The sequence below is a fragment of the Streptomyces mexicanus genome (assembly GCF_902506575.1).
Taxonomy (GTDB): Bacteria; Actinomycetota; Actinomycetes; order Streptomycetales; family Streptomycetaceae; genus Streptomyces; species Streptomyces mexicanus.
The window spans coordinates 4,622,288-4,643,211 of record NZ_LR732544.1 but is presented as its reverse complement, the minus strand read 5'-3'; the positions used below and the strand labels follow the sequence as shown (position 1 = coordinate 4,643,211).

General features: G+C 72.1%; 18 protein-coding genes and 3 pseudogenes. 9 read left to right on the top strand and 12 right to left on the bottom strand.

From position 1 onward, the window contains the following. Positions 1-50 precede the first annotated feature (50 nt). From GV126_RS20905 to GV126_RS20885, 5 genes are all read left to right on the top strand, one after another. On the top strand, positions 51-905 hold the full coding sequence (locus tag GV126_RS20905) for a helix-turn-helix domain-containing protein (RefSeq protein WP_159669060.1): 855 nt from the start codon (positions 51-53) through the stop codon (positions 903-905). Next, on the top strand, positions 871-1,089 hold the full coding sequence (locus GV126_RS37705) for a DUF397 domain-containing protein (protein WP_438947856.1): 219 nt from the start codon (positions 871-873) through the stop codon (positions 1,087-1,089). Before GV126_RS20905 ends, GV126_RS37705 begins: the two co-directional genes overlap by 35 nt. A 79-nt stretch (positions 1,090-1,168) precedes the next feature. Then, a complete protein-coding gene (locus tag GV126_RS20895; protein ID WP_159669054.1) occupies positions 1,169-1,702 on the top strand; it encodes a PadR family transcriptional regulator in 534 nt (177 codons plus the stop codon). Continuing rightward, complete coding sequence (locus tag GV126_RS20890; RefSeq protein ID WP_159669051.1) at positions 1,699-2,388, top strand: ABC transporter ATP-binding protein; 690 nt, start codon at positions 1,699-1,701, stop codon at positions 2,386-2,388. Before GV126_RS20895 ends, GV126_RS20890 begins: the two co-directional genes overlap by 4 nt. Continuing rightward, the gene (locus tag GV126_RS20885; RefSeq protein ID WP_159669048.1) at positions 2,385-4,727 is read left to right on the top strand and encodes an ABC transporter permease; all 2,343 of its coding nucleotides are present in this window, start codon (positions 2,385-2,387) and stop codon (positions 4,725-4,727) included. The genes GV126_RS20890 and GV126_RS20885 overlap by 4 nt, the downstream gene beginning before the upstream one ends. A 63-nt stretch (positions 4,728-4,790) precedes the next feature. Here GV126_RS20885 and GV126_RS20880 read toward each other — a convergent pair whose 3' ends face one another. Then, positions 4,791-5,765, bottom strand: coding sequence for a hydrogen peroxide-inducible genes activator (locus GV126_RS20880; RefSeq protein ID WP_159669045.1), 975 nt, complete (start codon positions 5,763-5,765; stop codon positions 4,791-4,793). A gap of 133 nt (positions 5,766-5,898) precedes the next feature. On the opposite strand from GV126_RS20880, the gene GV126_RS20875 reads away from it, so the two are divergent. Together GV126_RS20875 and GV126_RS20870 are read left to right on the top strand one after the other, a co-directional pair. After that, the gene (locus tag GV126_RS20875) at positions 5,899-6,453 is read left to right on the top strand and encodes a peroxiredoxin (protein WP_028420515.1); all 555 of its coding nucleotides are present in this window, start codon (positions 5,899-5,901) and stop codon (positions 6,451-6,453) included. A 3-nt stretch (positions 6,454-6,456) separates the two neighbouring features. Next, on the top strand, positions 6,457-6,990 hold the full coding sequence (locus tag GV126_RS20870; protein WP_159669042.1) for an alkyl hydroperoxide reductase: 534 nt from the start codon (positions 6,457-6,459) through the stop codon (positions 6,988-6,990). A gap of 39 nt (positions 6,991-7,029) precedes the next feature. Here GV126_RS20870 and GV126_RS20865 read toward each other — a convergent pair whose 3' ends face one another. From GV126_RS20865 to GV126_RS20840, 6 genes are all read right to left on the bottom strand, one after another. Continuing rightward, positions 7,030-8,376, bottom strand: a complete 1,347-nt coding sequence (locus tag GV126_RS20865) for an AI-2E family transporter (protein ID WP_159669039.1) — start codon at positions 8,374-8,376, stop codon at positions 7,030-7,032. Positions 8,377-8,579: 203 nt separating this feature from the next. Further along, positions 8,580-9,275: an aggregation-promoting factor C-terminal-like domain-containing protein gene (locus tag GV126_RS20860; RefSeq protein WP_185948020.1), complete on the bottom strand. Its 696-nt coding sequence runs from the start codon at positions 9,273-9,275 to the stop codon at positions 8,580-8,582. A gap of 426 nt (positions 9,276-9,701) precedes the next feature. Continuing rightward, on the bottom strand, positions 9,702-11,027 hold the full coding sequence (phoH2, locus tag GV126_RS20855; protein ID WP_159669033.1) for an RNA 5'-3' helicase PhoH2: 1,326 nt from the start codon (positions 11,025-11,027) through the stop codon (positions 9,702-9,704). Between the two features lie 595 nt (positions 11,028-11,622). After that, positions 11,623-12,396: an isoprenyl transferase gene (locus GV126_RS20850; RefSeq protein WP_159669030.1), complete on the bottom strand. Its 774-nt coding sequence runs from the start codon at positions 12,394-12,396 to the stop codon at positions 11,623-11,625. A 947-nt stretch (positions 12,397-13,343) separates the two neighbouring features. Next, entirely contained in the window at positions 13,344-14,129 is a 786-nt protein-coding gene (locus GV126_RS20845; RefSeq protein WP_159669027.1) for a methyltransferase domain-containing protein, read from the bottom strand. 231 nt (positions 14,130-14,360) lie between these two features. Further along, the gene (locus GV126_RS20840; protein ID WP_159669023.1) at positions 14,361-15,176 is read right to left on the bottom strand and encodes a prepilin peptidase; all 816 of its coding nucleotides are present in this window, start codon (positions 15,174-15,176) and stop codon (positions 14,361-14,363) included. 41 nt (positions 15,177-15,217) lie between these two features. Between GV126_RS20840 and GV126_RS37320 the strand changes: the two are divergent. After that, positions 15,218-15,553: pseudogene (locus GV126_RS37320) on the top strand (DUF192 domain-containing protein); the annotation flags it as partial. 306 nt (positions 15,554-15,859) lie between these two features. On the opposite strand, the pseudogene GV126_RS37870 reads toward GV126_RS37320, so the two are convergent. From GV126_RS37870 to GV126_RS20810, 5 genes and pseudogenes are all read right to left on the bottom strand, one after another. Next, a pseudogene (locus tag GV126_RS37870) lies at positions 15,860-16,510 on the bottom strand (DUF8745 domain-containing protein); the annotation flags it as partial. Positions 16,511-16,981: 471 nt separating this feature from the next. After that, entirely contained in the window at positions 16,982-17,869 is an 888-nt protein-coding gene (locus GV126_RS20825; protein WP_159669020.1) for a DUF5936 domain-containing protein, read from the bottom strand. Between the two features lie 33 nt (positions 17,870-17,902). Next, the gene (locus tag GV126_RS20820) at positions 17,903-18,844 is read right to left on the bottom strand and encodes a type II secretion system F family protein (protein ID WP_159669017.1); all 942 of its coding nucleotides are present in this window, start codon (positions 18,842-18,844) and stop codon (positions 17,903-17,905) included. Positions 18,845-18,881: 37 nt separating this feature from the next. Continuing rightward, entirely contained in the window at positions 18,882-20,219 is a 1,338-nt protein-coding gene (locus tag GV126_RS20815; protein WP_159669015.1) for a TadA family conjugal transfer-associated ATPase, read from the bottom strand. A gap of 25 nt (positions 20,220-20,244) precedes the next feature. Further along, entirely contained in the window at positions 20,245-20,610 is a 366-nt protein-coding gene (locus tag GV126_RS20810) for a TadE/TadG family type IV pilus assembly protein (RefSeq protein WP_159669012.1), read from the bottom strand. A 167-nt stretch (positions 20,611-20,777) separates the two neighbouring features. Here GV126_RS20810 and purU point away from each other — a divergent pair. Continuing rightward, a pseudogene (gene purU, locus GV126_RS36580) lies at positions 20,778-20,924 on the top strand (formyltetrahydrofolate deformylase); the annotation flags it as partial.

Below are 20,924 nucleotides of genomic sequence, written 5' to 3'. Positions count from 1 at the left end.
CACTCGTGTGAGGGAGAGTGGAGCCGCGTTGCGGTCAGGAAGGAGAGGGAGTGCCGCCCACCAACAGCCCCACGCTCCGGCAGCGAAGGCTGGGTGCGGAGCTGCGCAAACTGCGCGAGCGCGCGGGACTCACCGCCACTGGCGCCGCCGAGCTGCTCGGCGTCAACCAGGCGCGCATCAGCATGATCGAAACCGGCCGCACTCCCATCAGCGCCGACCGGCTGCGCTCCATGGCCCATGTCTACGACTGCACGGATGAAGCACTCGTCGAAGCTCTTGCGGCGATGACGGGCCGACGCGCCCGGGGTTGGTGGGAGGAGTACCGCGAGCACGTGCCAGTCGCGCTGGTGGATCTCGCCGAGCTGGAGCATCACGCGTCCGCGCTGCGGGTGGCACTTGTGATCCACATCCCGGCACTGCTACAGACCACGGACCATGCCCGCGCCCTCTTCCAATCAGCGGCGCCGCCGATGCGCCAGTACGAGATCGAACACCGCCTCACGCACCGCATGAAGCGGCAGAGTGTTCTGTACAGAGCGGATCCTCCTCCATACACGGCGATCATTCACGAGACGGCACTCCGCATGAACTTCGGTGGTCCCGCCGTGGCTCGTGACCAACTCAAGCACCTGCTCGACATGAGTGAATTGCCCCATGTCACAGTTCGAGTGATCCCCTTCGGCGCGGAGCGGTTTCCGACCACTGGCCAGCCTTTCGACTATGTCGAGGGACCTGTCCCGCAGTTGGACACCGTCCAGCTGGACTCACACCACGGCGCCTGTGAATTCATCGATGCCGAAGCCCAGTTGAACAAGTACCGGGCGGTGCTGAACCGCATGGAGTCCTGCGCACTCGACGCAGCAAGGACGCGTGACTTCATCCACCGCCGCATCCAGGAGCTATGAAGGAGTAACCGTGCCGAACCTCCACTGGCAGAAGTCCACCTACAGCCCAGACGGCTCCAACTGCCTCGAAATAGCCCCCACCCCCACCACCATCCACATCCGCGACTCCAAGACACTAGGGGATGATAAAGTAGGAAGAACTATATATTGGGGGAGGCAGACAGGAGAAAGAGACGGGCAGTAGGGGGAGGGCGGCAGCGTCGAATGGATAAAAGAGACACGTCTATACACACCATGTATAAACGGGGTGTAGAGTGCTGCGCATGTCCATCGGTCACATCGGTCACACCCTGCTCGGACTCCTGGAGTCCGGCCCCCGCCACGGCTACGACCTCAAGCGGGCCTTCGACGAGAAGTTCGGCCACGACCGGCCGCTGCACTACGGCCAGGTCTACTCGACGATGTCCCGGCTGCTGAAGAACGGCCTCGTCGAAGTCGACGGGATCGAGGCGGGCGGCGGCCCCGAACGCAAGCGCTACGCCATCACCGAGGCCGGCATCACGGACGTCGACCAGTGGCTGGCCACCCCGGAGAAACCCGAGCCGTACCTGCAGTCGACCCTGTACACCAAGGTCGTCCTGGCCCTGCTGACCCACCGCGACGCCGCCGACATCCTCGACACCCAGCGCGCCGAGCACCTGCGCAGCATGCGGATCCTGACCGACCGCAAGCGCAAGGGCGACCTGGCGGACCAGCTGATCTGCGACCACGCCCTGTTCCACCTGGAGGCGGACCTGCGGTGGCTGGAGCTGACCGCCGCCCGTCTGGACAAGCTCCGTGAGGCGGTGGCCCGATGACCCCGCCCCCCGGCTCCCTGCTGGCCGCCGAGGACCTGCACAAGACCTACGGCCCGACCAAGGCGCTGGACGGCGCCGAGTTCTCCATCCACCCCGGCGAGGTCGTCGCGGTGATGGGCCCCTCCGGCTCGGGCAAGTCCACGCTGCTGCACTGCCTGGCGGGGATCGTCGTCCCCGACTCCGGCTCGATCACCTACGACGGCCGGGAGCTGGCCACGATGAGCGACGCCCAGCGCAGTGCGCTGCGGCGCAGCGAGTTCGGGTTCGTCTTCCAGTTCGGCCAGCTCGTGCCCGAGCTGACCTGCGTGGAGAACGTGGCCCTGCCGCTGCGGCTGAACGGCACCTCGCGCAAGGAGGCCGAACGGGCCGCGCTGACCTGGCTGGAGCGGCTGGAGGTGGACGACCTGGCGAAGAAGCGGCCCGGGGAGGTCTCCGGCGGTCAGGGCCAGCGCGTGGCCGTGGCCCGCGCCCTGGTCACCCGGCCCCGGGTGCTGTTCGCCGACGAGCCGACCGGCGCCCTGGACTCCCTGAACGGCGAACGCGTCATGGAACTGCTCACGGACGCCGCCCGGTCCACCAACGCCGCCGTCGTCCTCGTCACGCACGAGGCGCGGGTGGCCGCCTACTCCGACCGCGAGATCGTCGTGCGCGACGGCAGGTCCCGGGACATGGAGCGGATCGTATGAGCGCCCGCCGCTGGGCCGGTGACCTCGGCCTGGGCGTCAAGTTCGGCTTCACCGGGGGACGCGAGGGCTGGGGACGGCTGCTGCTGACGGCCGTCGGCGTCGGGCTCGGCGTGGCGCTGCTGCTGCTGACGACCGCGATACCGACCGCGCTCACCGTCCGCCACCAGCGCGAGGCGGCCCGCCTCGACTACACCTACAGCAAGCCCCCGGCCAAGTCCGACGCCACCTTGGTGATCGCGGACCTCGACACCACCTACCGCGACAAGGAGGTCCGCGGGCGCCTGGTGGAGCCCGAGGGACCGAAGGCCCCCCTCGCCCCGGGCCTGAGGAGCTATCCGGCGCCGGGTGAGATGGTGGTCTCGCCGGCCCTGAAGAGGCTGCTGGACTCCCGTGACGGCGCGTTGCTGCGCGCGCGGCTGCCGTACCGGGTGGTGGGCACGATCGGGGAGAGCGGGCTGGTCGGCTCGCAGGAGCTGGCGTACTACGCCGGCGCGCGCGACCTGGCACAGCACATCAACGGCTGGCAAGTGGCCCGCATCAGCGCCTTCGGGCCGCCGGCGGACCAGCCCGAGGACAAGATGGACCCGGTCCTGATCCTGCTGGTGCTGGTCGTGTTCGTGGTGCTGCTGATGCCGGTGGCGGTGTTCATCGCCGCGGCGGTGCGCTTCGGCGGCGAGCGCCGCGACCGCCGGCTGGCGGCGCTGCGCCTGGTGGGCTCCGACAGCCGGATGACCCGCCGGATCGCGGCGGGCGAGGCGCTGGCGGGCTCGCTGCTCGGACTGGCCTTCGGCACGGTCTTCTTCCTGATCGGCCGCCAGGCCGCCGGGGGGGTGGAGGTCATGGGCATCAGCGTCTTCCCCGACTACCTCGACCCCTCGCCCGCGCTGGCCCTGCTGGTCGCCGTGGCGGTTCCGGCGGCGGCGGTGCTGGCGACCCTGCTGGCGCGGCGCGGGGGGGGCATCGAACCGCCCGGCGTGGTCCGCACCGCCAGGCCCGCGCGGCGCCGGCTGTGGTGGCGGCTGCTGCTGCCGGTGGCCGGTCTGGCGCTGCTGGTCCCGATGATCGGGCAGGGTCGTTCCCACGGGAACTTCAACGAGTACCTGGTGATCGGCGGTGTGCTGTTGCTGCTGGTCGGGGTGACCGCGTTGCTGCCGTGGGTGGTGGAGGCGGTCGTCGCCCGGCTCGGGCGGGGCGCGGTGTCCTGGCAGCTGGCGGTACGGCGGCTGCAGCTGAGCAGCGGCACGGCGGCCCGCATGGTCAACGGCATCGCGGTCGCGGTGGCCGGGGCGATCGCCCTGCAGATGCTCTTCACGGGCGTGGAGGGCGACTACAGCAAGGAGACGGGGGTCGATCTGAACCGCGCCCAGATGCAGGTGCGTCTGTCGCGGGGCGTGTCGCTGGACGAGGCCGCCGGGAAGTTCGCGGACGTCCGGGGGGTGCGCAAGGTCGTGGCGATGGGCGAGGCGAGCGTCGGCGACACCAGCTGGCGGTCGGCCGACGGGCCCCGGCTCAGCTCCCAGGTGACCGTCGGCAGTTGCGCGGCACTGCGCGAGGTGGCGAAGCTGCCCGGCTGCCGGGACGGTGACGTGTTCGCCGTGACGGGCCTCGGCTGGGACACCGACACCCCGCCGCTGGCCGAGCCGGGCCGCCGGCTGCATCTGGACACCTCCCAGGGCTTGGACCTCTCCCGCGAGGTGACGTGGACGGTGCCGCACGGTCTGAAGCGGGCCCGCGCGGCCGACGCCCCGAACGGCCTGGAGCGCGGCGGGTTCCTGCTCACGCCGGGCGCGGTGCCGGCGCAGGCCGCCGGAGCGATCGTCGGCCAGGTCTACCTGTCGGTCGACGAGTCCGTGCCGGAGGTGCACGACCTGGTCCGCAACACGGCCACGGACGTGGACCGGTTCGCCGACGTGATGGTGTGGACGGCCACCCAGCAGTCCCGTCAGTACGCCTCGATCCGCACCGGTCTGCTGGTGGGCTCCGTCTGTGTGCTGGTGCTGATCGGCGCGAGCCTGCTGGTCTCCCAGCTGGAGCAGTTGCGCGAGCGGCGCAGGCTGCTGTCCTCCCTGGTGGCGTTCGGCACCCGGCGCCGCACGCTGGGCCTGTCGGTGCTGTGGCAGACGGCGCTGCCGATCGCGCTCGGCCTGCTGCTGGCGACGGCGGTGGGGCTGACGCTGGGCACGGTGCTGCTGAAGATGACCGACACGCCGGTGGGCGTGGACTGGCCGAGCGTGCTGACGATGACCGGCATCGGCGCGGGCATCGTGATCGCGGTCACGCTGCTGAGCCTGCCGCCGCTGGTGCGGCTGATGCGTCCGGACGGGCTGCGCACGGAGTGAGCGCCGCGGCGGACGCGGCGGACGCAGGGCCCCTTCCCGCCGGGAGGGGGCCCTGCGCGTCCGTCAGACCTCGCCGGCCTCCGGGGCGTCGTCGAGCACCCGTACGGGCAGGGCGCGCAGGTCGGTGCGCAGGGCGGCGGCCAGTTCCCGGTACTCGGCGGCGCGGGCCGCGCCCGTGCGCATCGCGAGGGCGATCCGGCGGGCGGGCGCGGGCTGCGCGAAGGAGCCGGTGAGCAGCTGGTTGCTGCGGGAGGTCTCGACCTTCAGCGCGGTGCGCGGCAGCAGGGTGCAGCCCAGGCCCCCGGCGACGAGCTGGACCAGGGTGGACAGTCCGGCGGCGGTGGTGGTCACCGGGGCGTCCTCGCGGCCGGCCTCGCGGCAGATCTCCAGGGCCTGGTCGCGCAGGCAGTGCCCCTCGTCCAGCAGCAGCAGGTTCAGCTCCTTCAGGGCCTCGCGGGGTATACCCTCGCGGCCGCCGAGCGGGTGGTCGAGCGGTGTGACGAGGACGAAGTCCTCGTCGAACAGGGGTAGTTCGGTGACGCCGGGCACGCCCAGCGGCACGGCGAGCAGCAGCAGGTCCAGGCGTCCGGCGGCCAGGCCGTCCAGCAGGTTGGCGGTCTGCTCCTCGTGGACCTGCAGGTCGAGGTCGGGGTAGCGGTCGTGGACCAGGCGCAGCACCGTGGGCAGCAGGTACGGCGCGACGGTGGGGATGACACCGAGCCGCAGCACCCCGGTGAAGGGCGCGCGGACGGCCTCGGCCTCCTCCAGCAGGGCGCCGACCTCCTCCAGCACCGCCCGGGTGCGCAGGGCGAGGCGCTCACCGGCGGGTGAGAGCAGCACCTTGCGCGTCGTACGCTCCACCAGGGTGACGCCGAGGCTGTCCTCCAGGGCGGAGACGGCACCGGAGAGCGCCGGCTGGCTCATGCCGATCGCGGCAGCGGCGTCCCGGAAGTGCAGATGCTCGGCGACGGCGGCGAAGGCCCGTAGCTGGGACAGGCTGGGCAGGGCCTTGCGCTTTCCGACGTTACCGACAGTCACTGATAACTACCTCCGATCAACACGACCGAGTGTAGCTATTTCCGTAATCAATCGACTCTGTGCCAACATCGACACAGTCCAACCCATGGGAAACACGGGCAAACCCCGTGTTTCTTCGCTGCAAGGAGAGCGTGTGCTCACTGTCGGTGACAAGTTCCCCGAGTTCGAACTGACCGCCTGCGTCTCGCTGGAGAAGGGCAAGGAGTTCGAGACGATCAACCACAAGACCTACGAGGGCAAGTGGAAGATCGTGTTCGCCTGGCCCAAGGACTTCACCTTCGTGTGCCCGACCGAGATCGCGGCCTTCGGCAAGCTGAACGACGAGTTCGCCGACCGCGACGCCCAGATCCTCGGCTTCTCCGGTGACTCCGAGTTCGTCCACCACGCCTGGCGCAAGGACCACCCGGACCTGACCGACCTGCCGTTCCCGATGATGGCCGACTCCAAGCACGAGCTGATGCGTGCGCTCGGCATCGAGGGCGAGGACGGCTTCGCGCAGCGCGCGGTCTTCATCGTGGACCAGAACAACGAGATCCAGTTCACCATGGTGACCGCCGGCTCCGTCGGCCGTAACCCCAAGGAGGTCCTGCGGGTCCTGGACGCCCTGCAGACCGACGAGCTGTGCCCCTGCAACTGGAACAAGGGCGACGAGACCCTGGACCCGGTCGCGCTGCTGGCTGGTGAGTGAGGCATGTCCCTCGACTCCCTGAAGTCCGCCCTGCCGGACTACGCCAAGGACCTCAAGCTCAACCTGGGCTCGGTCATCGGCAACAGCGACCTGCCCGCGCAGCAGCTGTGGGGCACGGTGCTGGCGACGGCGATCGCCTCCCGTTCCCCGATCGTGCTGCGGGAGCTGGAGCCGGAGGCGAAGGCGAACCTCACGCCGGAGGCGTACACCGCGGCGAAGTCCGCGGCCGCCATCATGGCGATGAACAACGTCTTCTACCGCACCCGGCACCTGCTGTCCGACGACGAGTACGGCACGCTGCGCGCCGGTCTGCGGATGAACGTCATCGGCAACCCGGGCGTGGACAAGGTCGACTTCGAGCTGTGGTCCTTCGCCGTCTCGGCGATCAACGGCTGCGGCATGTGCCTGGACTCCCACGAGCAGGTGCTGCGCAAGGCCGGTGTCGAGCGCGAGACCATCCAGGAGGCGTTCAAGATCGCCGCGGTGGTGCAGGCCGTCGCGACGACCCTGGACGCGGAGGCCGCGCTGGCCGAATAGTCCGGCCCGCGCGCCCCGTGGTGCTCCCCGGAGCCCCGCTCACCCCTGCGGTGAGCGGGGCTCCGGCCGTTCCGCGTCCTGCGTATCCGGCCCGTCGGTCCGGCCCGCCCGGTCCGGCTCGGGCAGAGCGACGTCGGCCGAGGCGGTCGCGCCGTGCGGGCGCGGGGAGTGGCGCAGCGCCTGTTCGTGGGAGTACGCCCGCAGATAGCCGGCCACCGTGTTGGTGACCGCAACCAGCGGCACCGCGACCACCGCGCCGCCGATGCCCGCGACCATGCCGCCCGCGGCGACCGAGAGCACCACCGCCAGCGGGTGCACGCGCACCGCGCGGCCCAGGATGAACGGCTGCAGCACGTGCCCCTCGATCTGCTGCACGGCCAGCACCACCACGAGCGTCATCACGGCCGTGAACACGCCCTGGGTGACCAGGGCCACCACCACCGCCAGCGCGCCGGAGACCACCGCGCCCACCAGCGGGATGAACGCGAACAGGAAGATGAACACGGCCAGCGGCACCGCCATCGGCACGTCCAGGAAGTAGATCCCGAGCCCGATGAAGATGGCGTCGATGAGCGCCACGATCACCGTGCCGCGCACATAGGCCGTCAGGGTGCGCCAGGCGCGCGGGCCGGCCCCGGCGACGCCCGGCCGGGCCGCGGCGGGCACCAGCTTCAGCGTCCACTCCCAGATCCGCCGGCCGTCGTAGAGCAGGAACAGCGTCGAGAAGACGGTCAGCAGGATCCCGGTCAGCGCCTCCACGACCACGGTCACGCCCTCCAGACCGGCGGAGGTGATCTGGTCGGTGTTGGCGCCGATGGCGTCGCGCAGGCTCTTGGCGATCTGGTTGATCTGTTTGTCGGTGACGTGGAAGGGGCTGTTCAGCAGCCACTTGCGCAGTTCGTCGATGCCGTCCTGGATCTGGTCGGAGAGGGTGTCGATGTTCTCCATGACCTGCCAGGTCACGAACCACCCGATCAGCCCCATGACGACGAAGCCGAGGATCGCGGTGAGCGCGGTGGCCGGCCCGCGCGGCAGTCCGTAGCGGCGCAGGCGCGCCACCGTCGGCTGCAGCAGCGCCGTGATCAGCAGCGCGGTGACGAAGGCCAGCACGACGAGCTGGACGGCGCTGATGATCCGCATCAGCACCCACAGGGTCCCGGCGAGCACCAGCACCCGCCAGCCGGCCTCCGCCGCCACCCGCACGCCCCAGGGCACGGCCTGGGCCGGGTCGGGCCGGGCCGGCGCGACGGGCACGTGGTCCGGCTCCGTACCGGGCACCGCGTGTTCCTGTTCCTTCTCCACCTCGGCCCGGCGCTCGTCCAGGCGCTCACCCATCTCGGTGAGCCCCGCGCCGAGCCGGCCGAGCCACCGCGGCACTCGCGACATGATCCGTCCTCTTCCCCCGTCTCTCCCCACCACTCCCCCCTGGAGTCGTCCGGTCAGACGCTACAGGGCGACAGCCCCTCACCCTAAGGACGGGGAGGGGCTGCGCGAGGTTGACAGGGCCCGGAGGAATCCGGTCTGGCGTCCTCACCGGGGCCGAGGCCCTCGGACGGGTGCCGGACGTCGGACGGCGGGTGCCGGGCGGCTCAGTACCAGTGGTTGGCCGCCCAGAAGGACCAGGCCTGGCACGGGCTGCCGTACCGGCCGTTCATGTAGTTCAGGCCCCACTTGATCTGGGTGGCCGGGTTGGTGCGCCAGTCGGCACCGGCGGAGGCGTACTTGCCGGCCGGCAGCGCCTGGAAGAGGCCGTAGGCGCCGGAGGAGGCGTTGACGGCCTGGTAGTTCCAGCTCGACTCGTGGTTCACGATGTTGCTGAAGCACTGGAACTGGCCGGCGGGAACCATCTGACGGGCCATCGCCTGGATCTGGGCCGCGGTGTAGGAGCTCTGGACGGCGAAGCTGGTGGCGTCGCGGGTGGCGCTGCGGCTGGTCGCCTCTTCCCGCTCCTTGCGCTCCTTCGCCTCCTGGGCGGCCTTCTCGGCCTCCGCCTTCTTCGCGAACGCGGTCTGCGCGGCCGCCTTGCGGGCCGCCTCCTCGGCGTCCTTCTTGGCGCTGGCGTCGGCGGCGATGGCCTGCGCGTCGGCCTGCTGCGCGAGGGAGGCGGTCTGCACCTGGGCCTGCTGACCCGCGGGGATGTCCGCGAGCAGCGTCACGTCGGCTGCCGGCGCTTCGGCGTCGTTGTTCTGCGCGGTGCTGCCCGTGGCAACGCCGACGACGCTTCCGACAGCGGTGACCGCGGTGGCGGAGGCCACTGCGAATCCCCGGACCGAGATCCGGCTCACACGGTTTCCTTCCAGCATCGCCCGCTTCGGTGACCCTCGCGGACGCAATCGTGCCCCTGACACTGGCCTCCCAACTGCGGGTCACGGAGGCACGGGCCCGGTGGGCAACTCCCGGCAGGGGAGCGCCGCGTGGTGCTCGGGCGGCATACGACGACGCTATGGAGTTGAGATGGTGCCCATGAGGCTCTGCACCGCTGGGGGTACAGGTGTGTCGTATGCGGGGCCTGACAGGAGTGAGACTTTGCCGTAACCAACGCCGCATGGCAATTCTGAGTTGCGTGTGAAAGCTCACATCCCGTTTGGACCACGCGTTTCCGCGAAAGTCCCCCGCACGACGGCGCCGCCCGGCTAGGCTCTCGGCCTTTGCCGGACGGCGCAACGCTCGTTCCCCGTCCCCCGCATGAGGGACCGACACGACTTTTTCGATCAGATGTGCCCGTCCTCCAGCATTTCGGTGACAAGGGCGGCGATCTGGGACCTCTCGGACCGGGTGAGGGTCACGTGCGCGAACAGCGGATGGCCCTTCAGCTTCTCGACGACGGCGACGACCCCGTCGTACCGCCCCACCCGCAGGTTGTCCCGCTGGGCCACGTCGTGGGTCAGCACCACCCGTGAGCCCGCGCCGATCCGGGACAGCACGGTCAGCAGGACGTTGCGCTCCAGCGACTGGGCCTCGTCCACGATGACGAACGCGTCGTGCAGGGACCGGCCGCGGATGTGGGTGAGCGGCAGCACCTCCAGCATCCCGCGGGCGGTGACCTCCTCGATGACCTCGCGGGAGGTGACCGCCGAGAGCGTGTCGAAGACGGCCTGCGCCCACGGGCTCATCTTCTCCGCCTCGGTGCCGGGCAGATAGCCCAGCTCCTGCCCGCCGACCGCGTACAGCGGCCGGAACACCATCACCTTCTGGTGCTGACGGCGTTCCAGGACCGCCTCCAGGCCCGCGCACAGCGCCAGCGCCGACTTGCCGGTGCCGGCCCGGCCGCCCATCGAGACGATGCCGACGTCCGGGTCGAGCAGCAGGTCCAGCGCGATGCGCTGCTCGGCGCTGCGGCCCTTGATCCCGAACGCCTCGCGGTCGCCGCGCACCAGGCGGACGTCGCCCTCAGGAGTCACCCGGCCGAGGGCCTTGCCGCGCTCGGACTGGATGGTGAGCCCCGTGTGCACGGGCAGCTCGGCGACCTCGGGCACGTGCAGGTGCCCTTCCTCGAAGAGGACGTCCACCTGTTCGGCGGACAACGTGAGGTCGGCCATGCCGGTCCAGCCGGAGGCGTCGGTGATGGCCAGTTCCGCCCGGTACTCCTCGGCGAGGAGGCCCACGGACGACGCCTTGATCCTCAGCGGCAGGTCTTTCGAGACGACGGTGACGTCGTACCCCTCGGCCTGCAGGTTGCGGGCCACGGCGAGGATGCGCGAGTCGTTGTCCCCCAGGCGGTAGCCGGTGGGCAGGACGCTGGGGTCGGAGTGGTTCAGCTCGACGCGGACCGTGCCGCCGAGGTCCCCGATCGGGATGGGGGTGTCCAGACGGCCGTGGCGGACCCGGTAGTCGTCGAGCAGCCGCAGCGCCTGGCGGGCGAAGTAGCCGAGTTCGGGATGGTGCCGCTTGGCCTCCAGTTCCGTGACCACGACGACGGGGAGCACCACCTCGTGCTCGTCGAAACGGGTCAGGGCGTTCGGGTCCGCCAGCAGGACGCTGGTGTCGAGAACGTAGGTGCGCCGGTCGGGCTTGCGGCGCTGTGTGCTGGTCACCACGGAAGGACGTACCCCCTCGGATGAGGTCGGGGAGCGACGAAGCGGGGCTGGACCGGTCGGCGGCCCTCGCGGCGGGCCGGGGACCGGCCCTCAAGCCTCTTCGTCCGCGCTGTGACCGCACGGTCGGGCTCGTGCAAAGGGCCTCCCGGGCGGACGGGCTCCGGCCGTCCGCTGAGATCCGACACCCGTGGTTCGGGCGTCGACCTGACGGATTTATGCCCTCGATTTCACGCCCCCATGCAAGTGCGCGCCACGACGCACCGGTGAACTCCTTGCGACGGGTGGGGGGCGCGGTGGTGTGCGGGGCCGGTGCTCTGCCCGTCCGACGCGCGGCACCGGGCCCGGCCGGGCGGCCGGGCGGTCGCCGGGCAGGTCACCCGATCGGCCGATGGGTCACCAGGGCGGTCGCCCTCTCGGGCAGTCGGTCACCAGGGCGGTCGCCCCGTCGGGCAGTCGGTCACCAGGCGGTCGTCCGGCCGGTCACCAGGCCGGTCGGTGGTGGGCCGGTCGGTGGTGGGCCGGCCGGCCGGCCTCAGCGTGCTGTCTACTGCCCTCAGCGTGCCGTCTGCCGCCCTCGGCCGGCGGTCTGCCGCCCTCAGCCGCCGTAGCGGCGGTGGCGGGCCGCGTAGTCGCGCAGGGCGCGCAGGAAGTCGACCTTGCGGAAGGCCGGCCAGAAGACCTCGCAGAAGTAGTACTCCGAGTGCGCGGTCTGCCAGAGCATGAATCCGGACAGCCGCTGCTCGCCGCTGGTGCGGATCACCAGGTCCGGGTCGGGCTGGGCCTTGGTGTACAGGTGGCGGCCGATCATGTCGATGTCGACGGCCTCGGCGAGCTCCTCCATGGACACGCCCCGCTCGTGGGCGTCGTGCAGCATGGAGCGCACGGCGTCGGCGATCTCCTGGCGTCCGCCGTAGCCGATGGCTACGTTGACCAGTATTCCCTCGACCTCGGCGGTGGCCTCCTCGGCCTCCTTCAAGGTGGCCTGCATGCCGGGCGGCAGCAGGTCCATGGTGCCCACGTGGTGCACCCGCCAGCGGCCGTCGGCGGCCAGGGAGCGCACGACGTCCTCGATGATGCCGAGGAGCGGGACCAACTCCTCCTGGGGGCGGTCGAAGTTGTCCGTGGACAACAGCCAGAGGGTGACGACCTCGACGTCCGTCTCGCTGCACCAGCCGAGGAATTCCTCGATCTTGTCCGCGCCGGCCCGGTGCCCCTGCGCGGTGGTGGAACCCGCGGCCTTCGCCCAGCGCCGGTTGCCGTCCATGATGACGCCGATGTGCTTGGGCACCTGAGCGTGGTCCAGGTGGCCTTCCACCCGGCGCGCGTACAGCCTGACCAGCAGGCCGCGCAGCTTGTCGCGCAGGTTCACGTGTAAGTCAGCCCCTCCGTTAAGGATCGGACAGGCGCGGCCGGAGGCGTCTCCCAGTCCGGTGCGGCGGCCATGTCCGTATGGCGGTCCCCGGGGGCGAAGCCTACCCCCGGCCCTCCCAGGGTCTCCCAAAGGGCGGCCGAACGCGCCCGTTCGTACGGCCGGATGGCCATCTGTGGCAAAGCTGTGGCAGAGCCGGACGGCCGGGCCCCGGCCCCGGCGGGGCTTCCCCGGAGAACGCCGCGGGGCTCCCCCGGGACGTCGCGGGACTCCCCCGGAGAACGCCGAGGGACTCCCCCGGCGAGAACCCACCGGGCTCCCCCCGCTCCCCGGGTTCTCTCGGACTCGCTCGGACTCTCTCGGAGAGCCCTCGGGACCTCCTCGAAGCCCCCGTGGCCCCGTCGGGACCTGCCGCCGGAAGACCGCAAAAGAAACGGGCCGGTCCGTGGGGGGGAGACGGACCGGCCCGAGGGGGGGTTTCCACCATAACCCTTCGTAAGTGATGCTGCGTGCATCAGCGCGAAACAACTACGCTCCGGAATCGCCCGACGACGGGAGGAGACCGCCGGAATCCGTGATTCCAGGGCCGCTCAGGGACGGATCACAGCGGATTCACAGGGAAATCGGGTCCCGCGCCACGCGATCAGGGGCACTGCGCCGTTCGTGGTCGTACGGCGCGCCGTCCCAGGGATCCCCCTCAGGGGCGACCCGGTCGCGAACGCCCGATTGACGCCGCCGACGCTCGCGCCACGGCCGTACGGGGCACGCTGACCCGCCGCGAGCAGCGGGCACGGCGTCGCGCAGCCCCCTCCACTGCGCGATGCCACCCGCGCAGCTTTGCTGGCGCGAATTTCATTGGTCTGAACTTACAGCGTACGGTGCCCTGGTGGGAGGGCCTTGCGGTAACAATGTGGAAACTGTGCGCCGCGGACGCCGGCCGCGGACCCTCAGTCGGGCTTGCGGGCCTCGATGAGATGGCGGCTGCTGTACGCCACGAACGGCCCCTCGGCGGTGATCCGCTCGTGCAGCGCGCGCAGCCGCGGCTCGTAGGCCTCGACGGTGAAGCCGGGGACCATCCAGATCACCTTGCGCAGGAAGTGCACGACGGCGGCGATGTCGTGGAACTCCATGCGCAGCCGCTCGGCGCGCAGGTCCACCACCTCCAGACCGGCCGCCTGCGCCTCCGCCCGCTCCCGGTCGGGGTGCCGGGCGGTGCGCGCTTCCTCCGGCTGCAGCCCGAGGAAGTACTCGATCAGCTCGAAGACGCTGGCGGGCCCGACGTGCTGGGCGAAGTACGTGCCGCCGGGCCGCAGCACCCGGGCGATCTCCGTCCAGTGCGGGCGGACCGGGTGCCGGCTGCTGACCAGGTCGAAGGCGCCGTCCGCGAACGGCAGCGGCGCGTCCTCGGGGGAGGCGACGACCACGACGCCGTACGGCCGCAGCACCTGCGTGGCCTTCGCGGTGTTCGGCGCCCAGCCCTCGGTGGCCGCGACCCGCGCCGGCACGCGCGCCGCCCGCCCCAGGGCGAAGGCCAGCACCTCCCCGCCCCCGGTCTGCACGTCGAGCACGGCCCGGGCCTCCGCCAGCCGCCCGGCCAGCGACACGGCGTACCCCCAGGAGGGCCGTGCCTCGGTGGCCCGCCCCTCGAACCACGAGAAGTCCCATCCTTCGGTGGGAACGGCGACCCCCTCGGCCACGAGGTCCTCGAAGGAACGGTTCCGGCTCTCCGACATGCCCCGATGCTCGCAGAGCACGGCGCCCGCGGTCTCCTCGATTTTCCGGTGACCGGCCTGGCCGGCGATGCGGCGCCTGTGTCCGCCGCGGTCACGGCACCAGCGGGCGTACCTCCTGGGCGGCCGGTTCGGCCCGCAGGCGCGCCTCGGCGTCCGCCGGTCATGCGGGCTTCCCCCACGGGCCACCGCTCTCACGCCGGGCCGGTTCGGCAGCGCTCCCGTCAGCCGGCTTCATGCCGCGGTGGACGCCCCCAGCAGCAGCCCGGTGAACGCTCCGCCGAGCATGAACGGCCCCAGCGGCATCACCGCCCCGCGCCCGGCCCGGCGCAGCAGGATCAGCCCCAGCCCGTAGCAGCCGCCGTACAGCAGCCCGGCGACGGCGCCGGCCACCACCACCGGCCAGCCGTACCAGCCGAGCGCCGCGCCCAGCGCGAGCGCCAGCTTGACGTCCCCGAAGCCCAGTCCGGACGGATTGACGAGGAAGAGGAGGAAGTAGGCGCCGCCGAGCACGACCGCGCCGAGCAGCACCCCCGGCCACGACCCCGCGGCGGCGGGCAGCAGGGCCGCGCCGCCGAGCAGCACGGCGGTCAGCGCGGCGAGCGGCAGCGTCAGGACGTCCGGCAGCCGGTGCACCCGCTGGTCCACGAGCGCGAGCAGCACCCCGACGGGCGCGACCAGCGACCACACCACGGCCTCCGGCCGGGGCCCGGTCGCGGCGGCGAGCGCGGCACACACGAGGGCGGTCACGGCGGCGACGGCGGGCGTACTCGGCCCGTACGCCGCGCAGGGCGCCCCGCCGCGACCTGTTCCGCCGCCGCCCGATCCGTCGCTGCCCGATCCGTCGCTGCCTGTCCCGCGACCGCCCGGACCCGGGCAGCGCGCCCGTCCCACCCAGCCTCCGAACGCGCCCGTGATCGGATGCCCGCCGGGGCACTCCGCGCGCCACGGCTCCCCGGCCTCCACCGCGAACCGGTGCACGGCCCGGGGCACCAGCAGCCCGGCTCCCGCGCCCCACAGCAGGGCGAGGGCGATCAGAAGTACGCGCACGCCGGGACCCTAGCCGGGCCCGTTGCGCTCCGCATGGGCCTGTGGACCCATACCGGGCACGGGGCAGGGCGGTTACGGTCGTCGGGCGGGACGCAGGAGCAGGTGCGCGGGACGCTCGTGCGCCGGGCGCGCGGAGGAGGCGGGGTGTGGCCTTGAGGTCCGGACGGGTCCGTCGCTGGCGGGACGGACACGGGAAACTGCTCGTGCACGGGGCGGACGGCCCGGAGGGCACGCCCCCGGTCACGGTCCCGCTGGAGCTGGCGACCTCCTACCGCGCGCGCACCCGGGGCCTGTTGGGCCGCGACGGGTTCGACGGCGCGATGCTCCTCTCCCCCGCGAGCAGCGTGCACACCTTCGGCATGCGCATCCCCATCGACGTCGCCTACCTGGACCGCCGGCTGCGCGTCCTCACCGTCCGCACCATGCGACCGGGCCGCCTGGGCCTGCCCCGCCTGCGCGGCGGGGGCGCCGGTGGAGTGGCAGGTGGCGGGCAGGCCCGTGCGGGTGGTGAAGTCGCGGGTCACCGCTGTCAGTTCCGTCAGCAGGTCCGTGCGCTGCGGCTCCGTCAGCAGGTCCGTCCGCTGGGGCTCCGTCAGCGGGCCCGTCCGATGGGACGGGTCCTGCTCGCGGCGCAGGTCCGTGAGCAGGTCGCGGGCCTCGGCCGCGGCGCGGCGGGCGGAGCGGGCGACCAGGGCCGCCCGCCGGCGGACCAGGGCCGGGTCCGGGGGGGCGGTGGCCGCCGTGGCCGCCAGGGCGGCGGCCGCCAGCGCGGCGCCGTGCAGGGTCTTCGCCACCGAGTCGTGCATGTCGCGGGCCAGGCGGGCCCGTTCCTCGCTCACCGCCTCCGTGGCCGCCAGGCGGGCCTGGACCTGCGTCAGCGCGCGGGTGGCCGCGCCGAAGCGGAGGAGCAGCGTGCGCTGGGTGGCGCCGGCCGCGCCCGCGATCAGGCACAGGCCGGGGAAGAGGGCGGACTGGGCCAGGTGGGCGTGCAGTTCCTGCTGGGCGGCGTGGATCAGGAGCAGGATGAGCGACTGGAGCGAGGCGAAGATCGCCGCGCCGCGGCAGCCGTAGACCAGGCCGGCCAGCAGGGGCGTGCAGACGCTGACGTAGGCCAGTGTGCTGTCCGGGCCCGCCGCGATCAGCAGCAGCGCGCCGAAGAGGGTGTCCGCGGCCAGGAGCGTGGGGTGGCGCAGGAGGAGCGGGCCGAAGCGTTCCCAGTCCCGGAAGAGGACGTAGGAGCCCATGAACGTGACGACGACGGCCGCGCCGACCAGGCGGGCGGCCAGCCCGGGGGCGGCGTGGACCAGGGCGAAGGGGGCGGCCAGGGCGATCATCGCGAGGCGGAACGCGAAGACGTGGCGGCACATCGCCTGCAGGGCGCTGAGCTGGATTCTCAGGCTCTGTCCGGCCTCGGGGTCCACGTGGCCGACCTCGGCCTCGGCTCGTCCGGCCTCTGCCTCCGCCGGTCCGACCCGGGCCTCGCCTTCGGCCGGGAAGGGGTGCCCGTCCGCGTCATCCGGGCGGCTTTCGTCCTCGGGTACGGGCGGCCCTGCCGGGGTGCCCCCACCCTCGGCGGCCGCCCGTCCCCGCGGTTGCCGCCCTGCCGGTGCCAGCAGAAGAGGCTGGGCCGATGCCGGCAGAAGAGGCTGGGCCGATGCCGGCAGGAGGGGCTCGGCCGGTGCCGGCAAGGCCGGCTCGGCCGGTGGTGCCGCCGTCCGGGCGGTCGTCCCCTCCCCCGCCCGTTCCCAGCCCGGCGGCAGTGCCGGGGGTTTCGGTGTCGTGGTGGCCATCGCCTGTGCGCCCCCTCACTCGCCCGTGACCGAGCCGAAGTCCACGCCCGAGCCGAGGAGCAGGCCGGCGGCGAGGAGGATCATCGTGGCCGGGACCATGAACGTGGTGATCATCAGCGTGGCCTTGGGGACCGCGCGGGCGGCCTTGCGGCGGGCGTTCTGGGCGTCGGTGCGGCGCATGTCCTTGGCCAGGGACACCAGGGTGTCGACGATCGGCGCGCCCAGTTCCTCGCCCTGCTGCAGGGCGGTGACGAACATGGCGACCTGCTCGGAGTCGTTGCGGCGGCGCAGTTCCGCGAAGGCCTGGCGGCGGCTCATGCCCAGGTCCATCTGGCGCAGGGTGATGCGCACCTCGTCCGCCCAGGGGCCCTCGTAGCGCGACGCCACCCGGTCCAGTGCCTGCCGGAAGCCGAGGCCGGCGCTGACGACGACGGCCAGCACGTCGAGGAAGTCCGGCAGGGTGCGCTCGATGACGTCCTTGCGGTGGCGGATGGCCGCCCAGATGCCGACCTCCGTCCAGAACGCGCCGAAGGCCAGCAGCAGCACGGCCACCAGGTACTGTCCGCGCAGGACGAAGACCAGGCAGCCCAGGCCGCCGAGGAAGCCGTACACCGCCCGGCGGGCCGCGTAGCGGTCGATGGTCAGGCCGCCGGGGTTGCCCGCCAGGTCGATCCTGCGGCGGTACCTGGCCACCAGCTTGGGGCCCATCAGGCGCAGTACGGCGGGGGCCCAGCGCATGCCGAGGCGGTCGACGAGCGAGTCGACGGCGCCGGTCCTGGTGGAGCCGACCTCCAGGGCCAGCGCCAGGTCGGTGGGCAGGCGGGCGTCCGCGCGGTACATGCGGATGCCGGCGAAGACGCCCCACACGCTCAGGCCCGTCACGAGTGCCAGCAGTACGGCCATCGGCTGATCCCCTCCCTTTCGCGGACCGTGACGTCAGACGTCGATGCGGGACAGGCGGCGGATGAGGAAGAAGCCGACCGCGTACAGCGCGAACGCGACGATCACCGCGATCTGGCCGGCCGGGGAGCCGGTCATGCGGTCCAGTGCGCCGGACTTGACGCCGTTCATCAGGAACAGCGCGCCGACGCCGAGCACCGGGACGGCGTAGGACGTCATGGTGACCTGGGACAGCTGTGTGCGCACCTCCCGCCGGGTCTCCTTGCGTTCCTCCAGCGTCTCGGTGAGGTTGCGCAGGGCGCTGACCACCTTTCCGCCGGCCCGGTTGGCCAGCACCAGGGTGGTGACGAGGACGACCAGTTCCCGGGAGGGCAGGCGCTCGGCCAGTTCGCCCAGCGCGTCGTCCATCGAGGCGCCCAGGGACAGCTGATCGGCGACCTTGGCCAGTTCCTCGCCCGCCGGTGCCTCCAGTTCCTCGGCGGCCATGCCGATGGCGGTGCGCAGGGCGAGTCCGGCGTGGGTGGCGTTGGCGAGGATGCGGGCCAGTTCCGGGAGCTGGCCGATGAACTTCTCGATACGCCGCTGCCGTTGCCAGGTGAGGAACTGCCAGGCCGCCCAGACGCCGAGCAGACCGGCGAGCGGGCCGAAGAACGGCGCCAGGGCGGCCTGGCCGATCAGCCACAGGGCGGCCACCACGGCCAGCATGACCGCGAAGAACTCGCCCGGGGTGACGTCCAGGCCGGTCGCGGCGAGCTTCAGCTCCAGCCTGCGGCCCAGTCGGGTACGGCGCAGGCGGCGGTCCAGGGAGCGGAAGCGGCGCCGGCGGCCGGGGGCCGCGTGGCCGGCCCGGGACAGGCGGTCCACCAGGGCGGCGCGCTGGGCCCGGCCGGCGGCGTAGAGGTGGACGCCGACGACGGCCAGGACGCAGGCGAGCAGGGTGACGCCGGTGGTGAGGGTGACGAGGGTGCTCAGTTCCATGGGGCGGTTCCTCCCTGGGCCCGGGGGACGGTCGGGGTCACCGGGCTTCCCGGGTGGCCAGTTGGTCTGCGGACCGGGCGACGCCGAAGGCCGGTGGGACGGGCTGGCTCGCCAGGTAGAGGCGTTCGGCGGTACGAGCCGGCAGCGGGTGGTGCTCGAAGACGCCGTGGATCCGGCCGTCGGCGGTCAGGGGCTGGGCGGCGAAGCGGGCCACGGTCGCCAGCCGGTAGGGCTCGCCGCCGTGGCTGTCGAGGATGGCGATCTCGGTGACGCGGCGGGCGCCGGCGGCGAACCGGGTCAGCTGGACGATGACGTCGACGGCGCTGTTGATCTGGTCGTGCAGGGCGACGAAGGGGACCTCGACGTCGGACATGGAGGCGAGGGTCTGCAGGCGGGTCAGCGCGTCCTCGGCGCTGTTGGCGTGCACGGTGGCCAGCGAGCCGTCGTGGCCGGTCGACATGGCCTGGAGCATGTCCAGCGACTCGCCGCCGCGGACCTCGCCGACGACGATCCGGTCCGGGCGCATGCGCAGGGAGTTGCGCACCAGGTCGCGGATGGTGATGCGGCCGTGGCCCTCCACGTTGGGCGGGCGGGACTCCAGCCGGACCACGTGCCGCTGCTGGAGCTGCAGTTCGGCGGAGTCCTCGATGGTGATGATGCGCTCGTCCTCGGGGATCAGCCCCGACAGCGCGTTGAGCAGCGTGGTCTTCCCGGTGCCGGTGGCGCCGGAGACGATGATGTTGAACTTGGCCTGCACCAGGGCCGCCAGCAGGTACAGCATGTGCTCGTCGAGCGAGCCGAAGGAGATCAGCTCCGGCAGGGTGAAGGAGCGCGGGAAGCGGCGGATGGTGAGGGTGGGGCCGGTCAGCGACAGCGGCGGGATGATCACGTTGACGCGTTCACCGGAGGGCAGGCGGGCGTCGACCATCGGGTTGGACTCGTCCACGCGGCGGTTGACCGTGGAGACGATCCGCTCGATGGTCTGCATCAGCTGGTCGGCGGAGGCGAAGCGGAGGGGGAGCTGTTCGACCCGGCCGCCGCGCTCGACGAAGATCGCGTCGGGGCCGTTGACCATGATCTCGGTGATGGAGGCGTCTTCGAGGAGGGGTTCGAGGATGCCGAGGCCGAGGGCCTCGTCGACCACCCGGCGGATCAGCTGCGAGCGCTCCACGGTCGACAGCACCGGGCCCTCGCGGCTGATGATGTGCCCGAGGACCCGCTCCAGGCGCGCGCGGCGCTCGGCGGCGGCCAGCGAACTCATCTCCGCCAGATCGATCTCCTCCAGCAGCTTGGCCCGGTAGGAGGCCACCAGGTGGCCGTCCTCGCCCCGGCTGCCGTGCTCCTCGGGGGAGTTGATGCGTGCGCGCAGGCTCATGGGTGCGTTCCTCGTTCGGTGGCCATCAGTGATCGAGCGGCATGGTGGCGGTCTTGTGGACCTGACCGAGGTCCCAGCCGGGAACGATCGAGGGGATGGGGACGGTGGCGGTGACGGTGACCTCCTCGCCGCCGTACGCGGCCGGGCAGGTCGTGCCGCCCGCCAGCCCGCTGCTGACCGCCCGCGCGCAGGCCTGCCCGGAGTCCTGCCGCAGTGAGGCCGCGCGCGCCCCGGCCCGGGCCGCGGTCCCGGCCTGCTGCGCGGCGTACGCGACCAGGCCGATCTGGATGACGGCGACGGCGACCAGCATCAGCAGGGGGATGAACCCCAGGTACTCGATGGCGACCTGGCCGCGGTCGCGGTGGCCTCGCGTCCTGCGGGTGTGCGGCATGTCAGTTCGCCCTCCCCTCCTGAACGGCGCCCGCGTGGGCCCTCACCGGGATCGGGAAGCCGATCAGCCCGGGGAGGAGGACGGGGACCTTCAGCTTCACCCGGGCCGTGACGTAGCCCGAACCCCATCCGTCGCAGCTGATCTCGGCGCCGTCCCGCCAGGCGCCCGGCCCCCTCCACCTCGAGACCCCGGCGATCGTCTCCAACCACCGCGACTTCGAGCCGCTGGCCCGCACCTACGGCATACCCTTCCACCACGTCCCGGTGACCAAGGAGACCAAGGTCGAGGCGGAGACCCGGCTGCTGGAACTGGTC

Bases quoted from the DNA above. Each gene is read 5' to 3' on its own strand.
- GV126_RS20810 (WP_159669012.1), bottom strand. From the start codon at position 20,610: ATGCCGCACACCCGCAGGACGCGAGGCCACCGCGACCGCGGCCAGGTC.
- GV126_RS20885 (WP_159669048.1), top strand. From the start codon at position 2,385: ATGAGCGCCCGCCGCTGGGCCGGTGACCTCGGCCTGGGCGTCAAGTTC.
- GV126_RS20890 (WP_159669051.1), top strand. From the start codon at position 1,699: ATGACCCCGCCCCCCGGCTCCCTGCTGGCCGCCGAGGACCTGCACAAG.
- GV126_RS20820 (WP_159669017.1), bottom strand. From the start codon at position 18,844: ATGGAACTGAGCACCCTCGTCACCCTCACCACCGGCGTCACCCTGCTC.
- GV126_RS20825 (WP_159669020.1), bottom strand. From the start codon at position 17,869: ATGGCCGTACTGCTGGCACTCGTGACGGGCCTGAGCGTGTGGGGCGTC.
- GV126_RS20865 (WP_159669039.1), bottom strand. From the start codon at position 8,376: ATGTCGCGAGTGCCGCGGTGGCTCGGCCGGCTCGGCGCGGGGCTCACC.
- GV126_RS20895 (WP_159669054.1), top strand. From the start codon at position 1,169: ATGTCCATCGGTCACATCGGTCACACCCTGCTCGGACTCCTGGAGTCC.
- GV126_RS20845 (WP_159669027.1), bottom strand. From the start codon at position 14,129: ATGTCGGAGAGCCGGAACCGTTCCTTCGAGGACCTCGTGGCCGAGGGG.
- GV126_RS20870 (WP_159669042.1), top strand. From the start codon at position 6,457: ATGTCCCTCGACTCCCTGAAGTCCGCCCTGCCGGACTACGCCAAGGAC.
- GV126_RS20815 (WP_159669015.1), bottom strand. From the start codon at position 20,219: ATGAGCCTGCGCGCACGCATCAACTCCCCCGAGGAGCACGGCAGCCGG.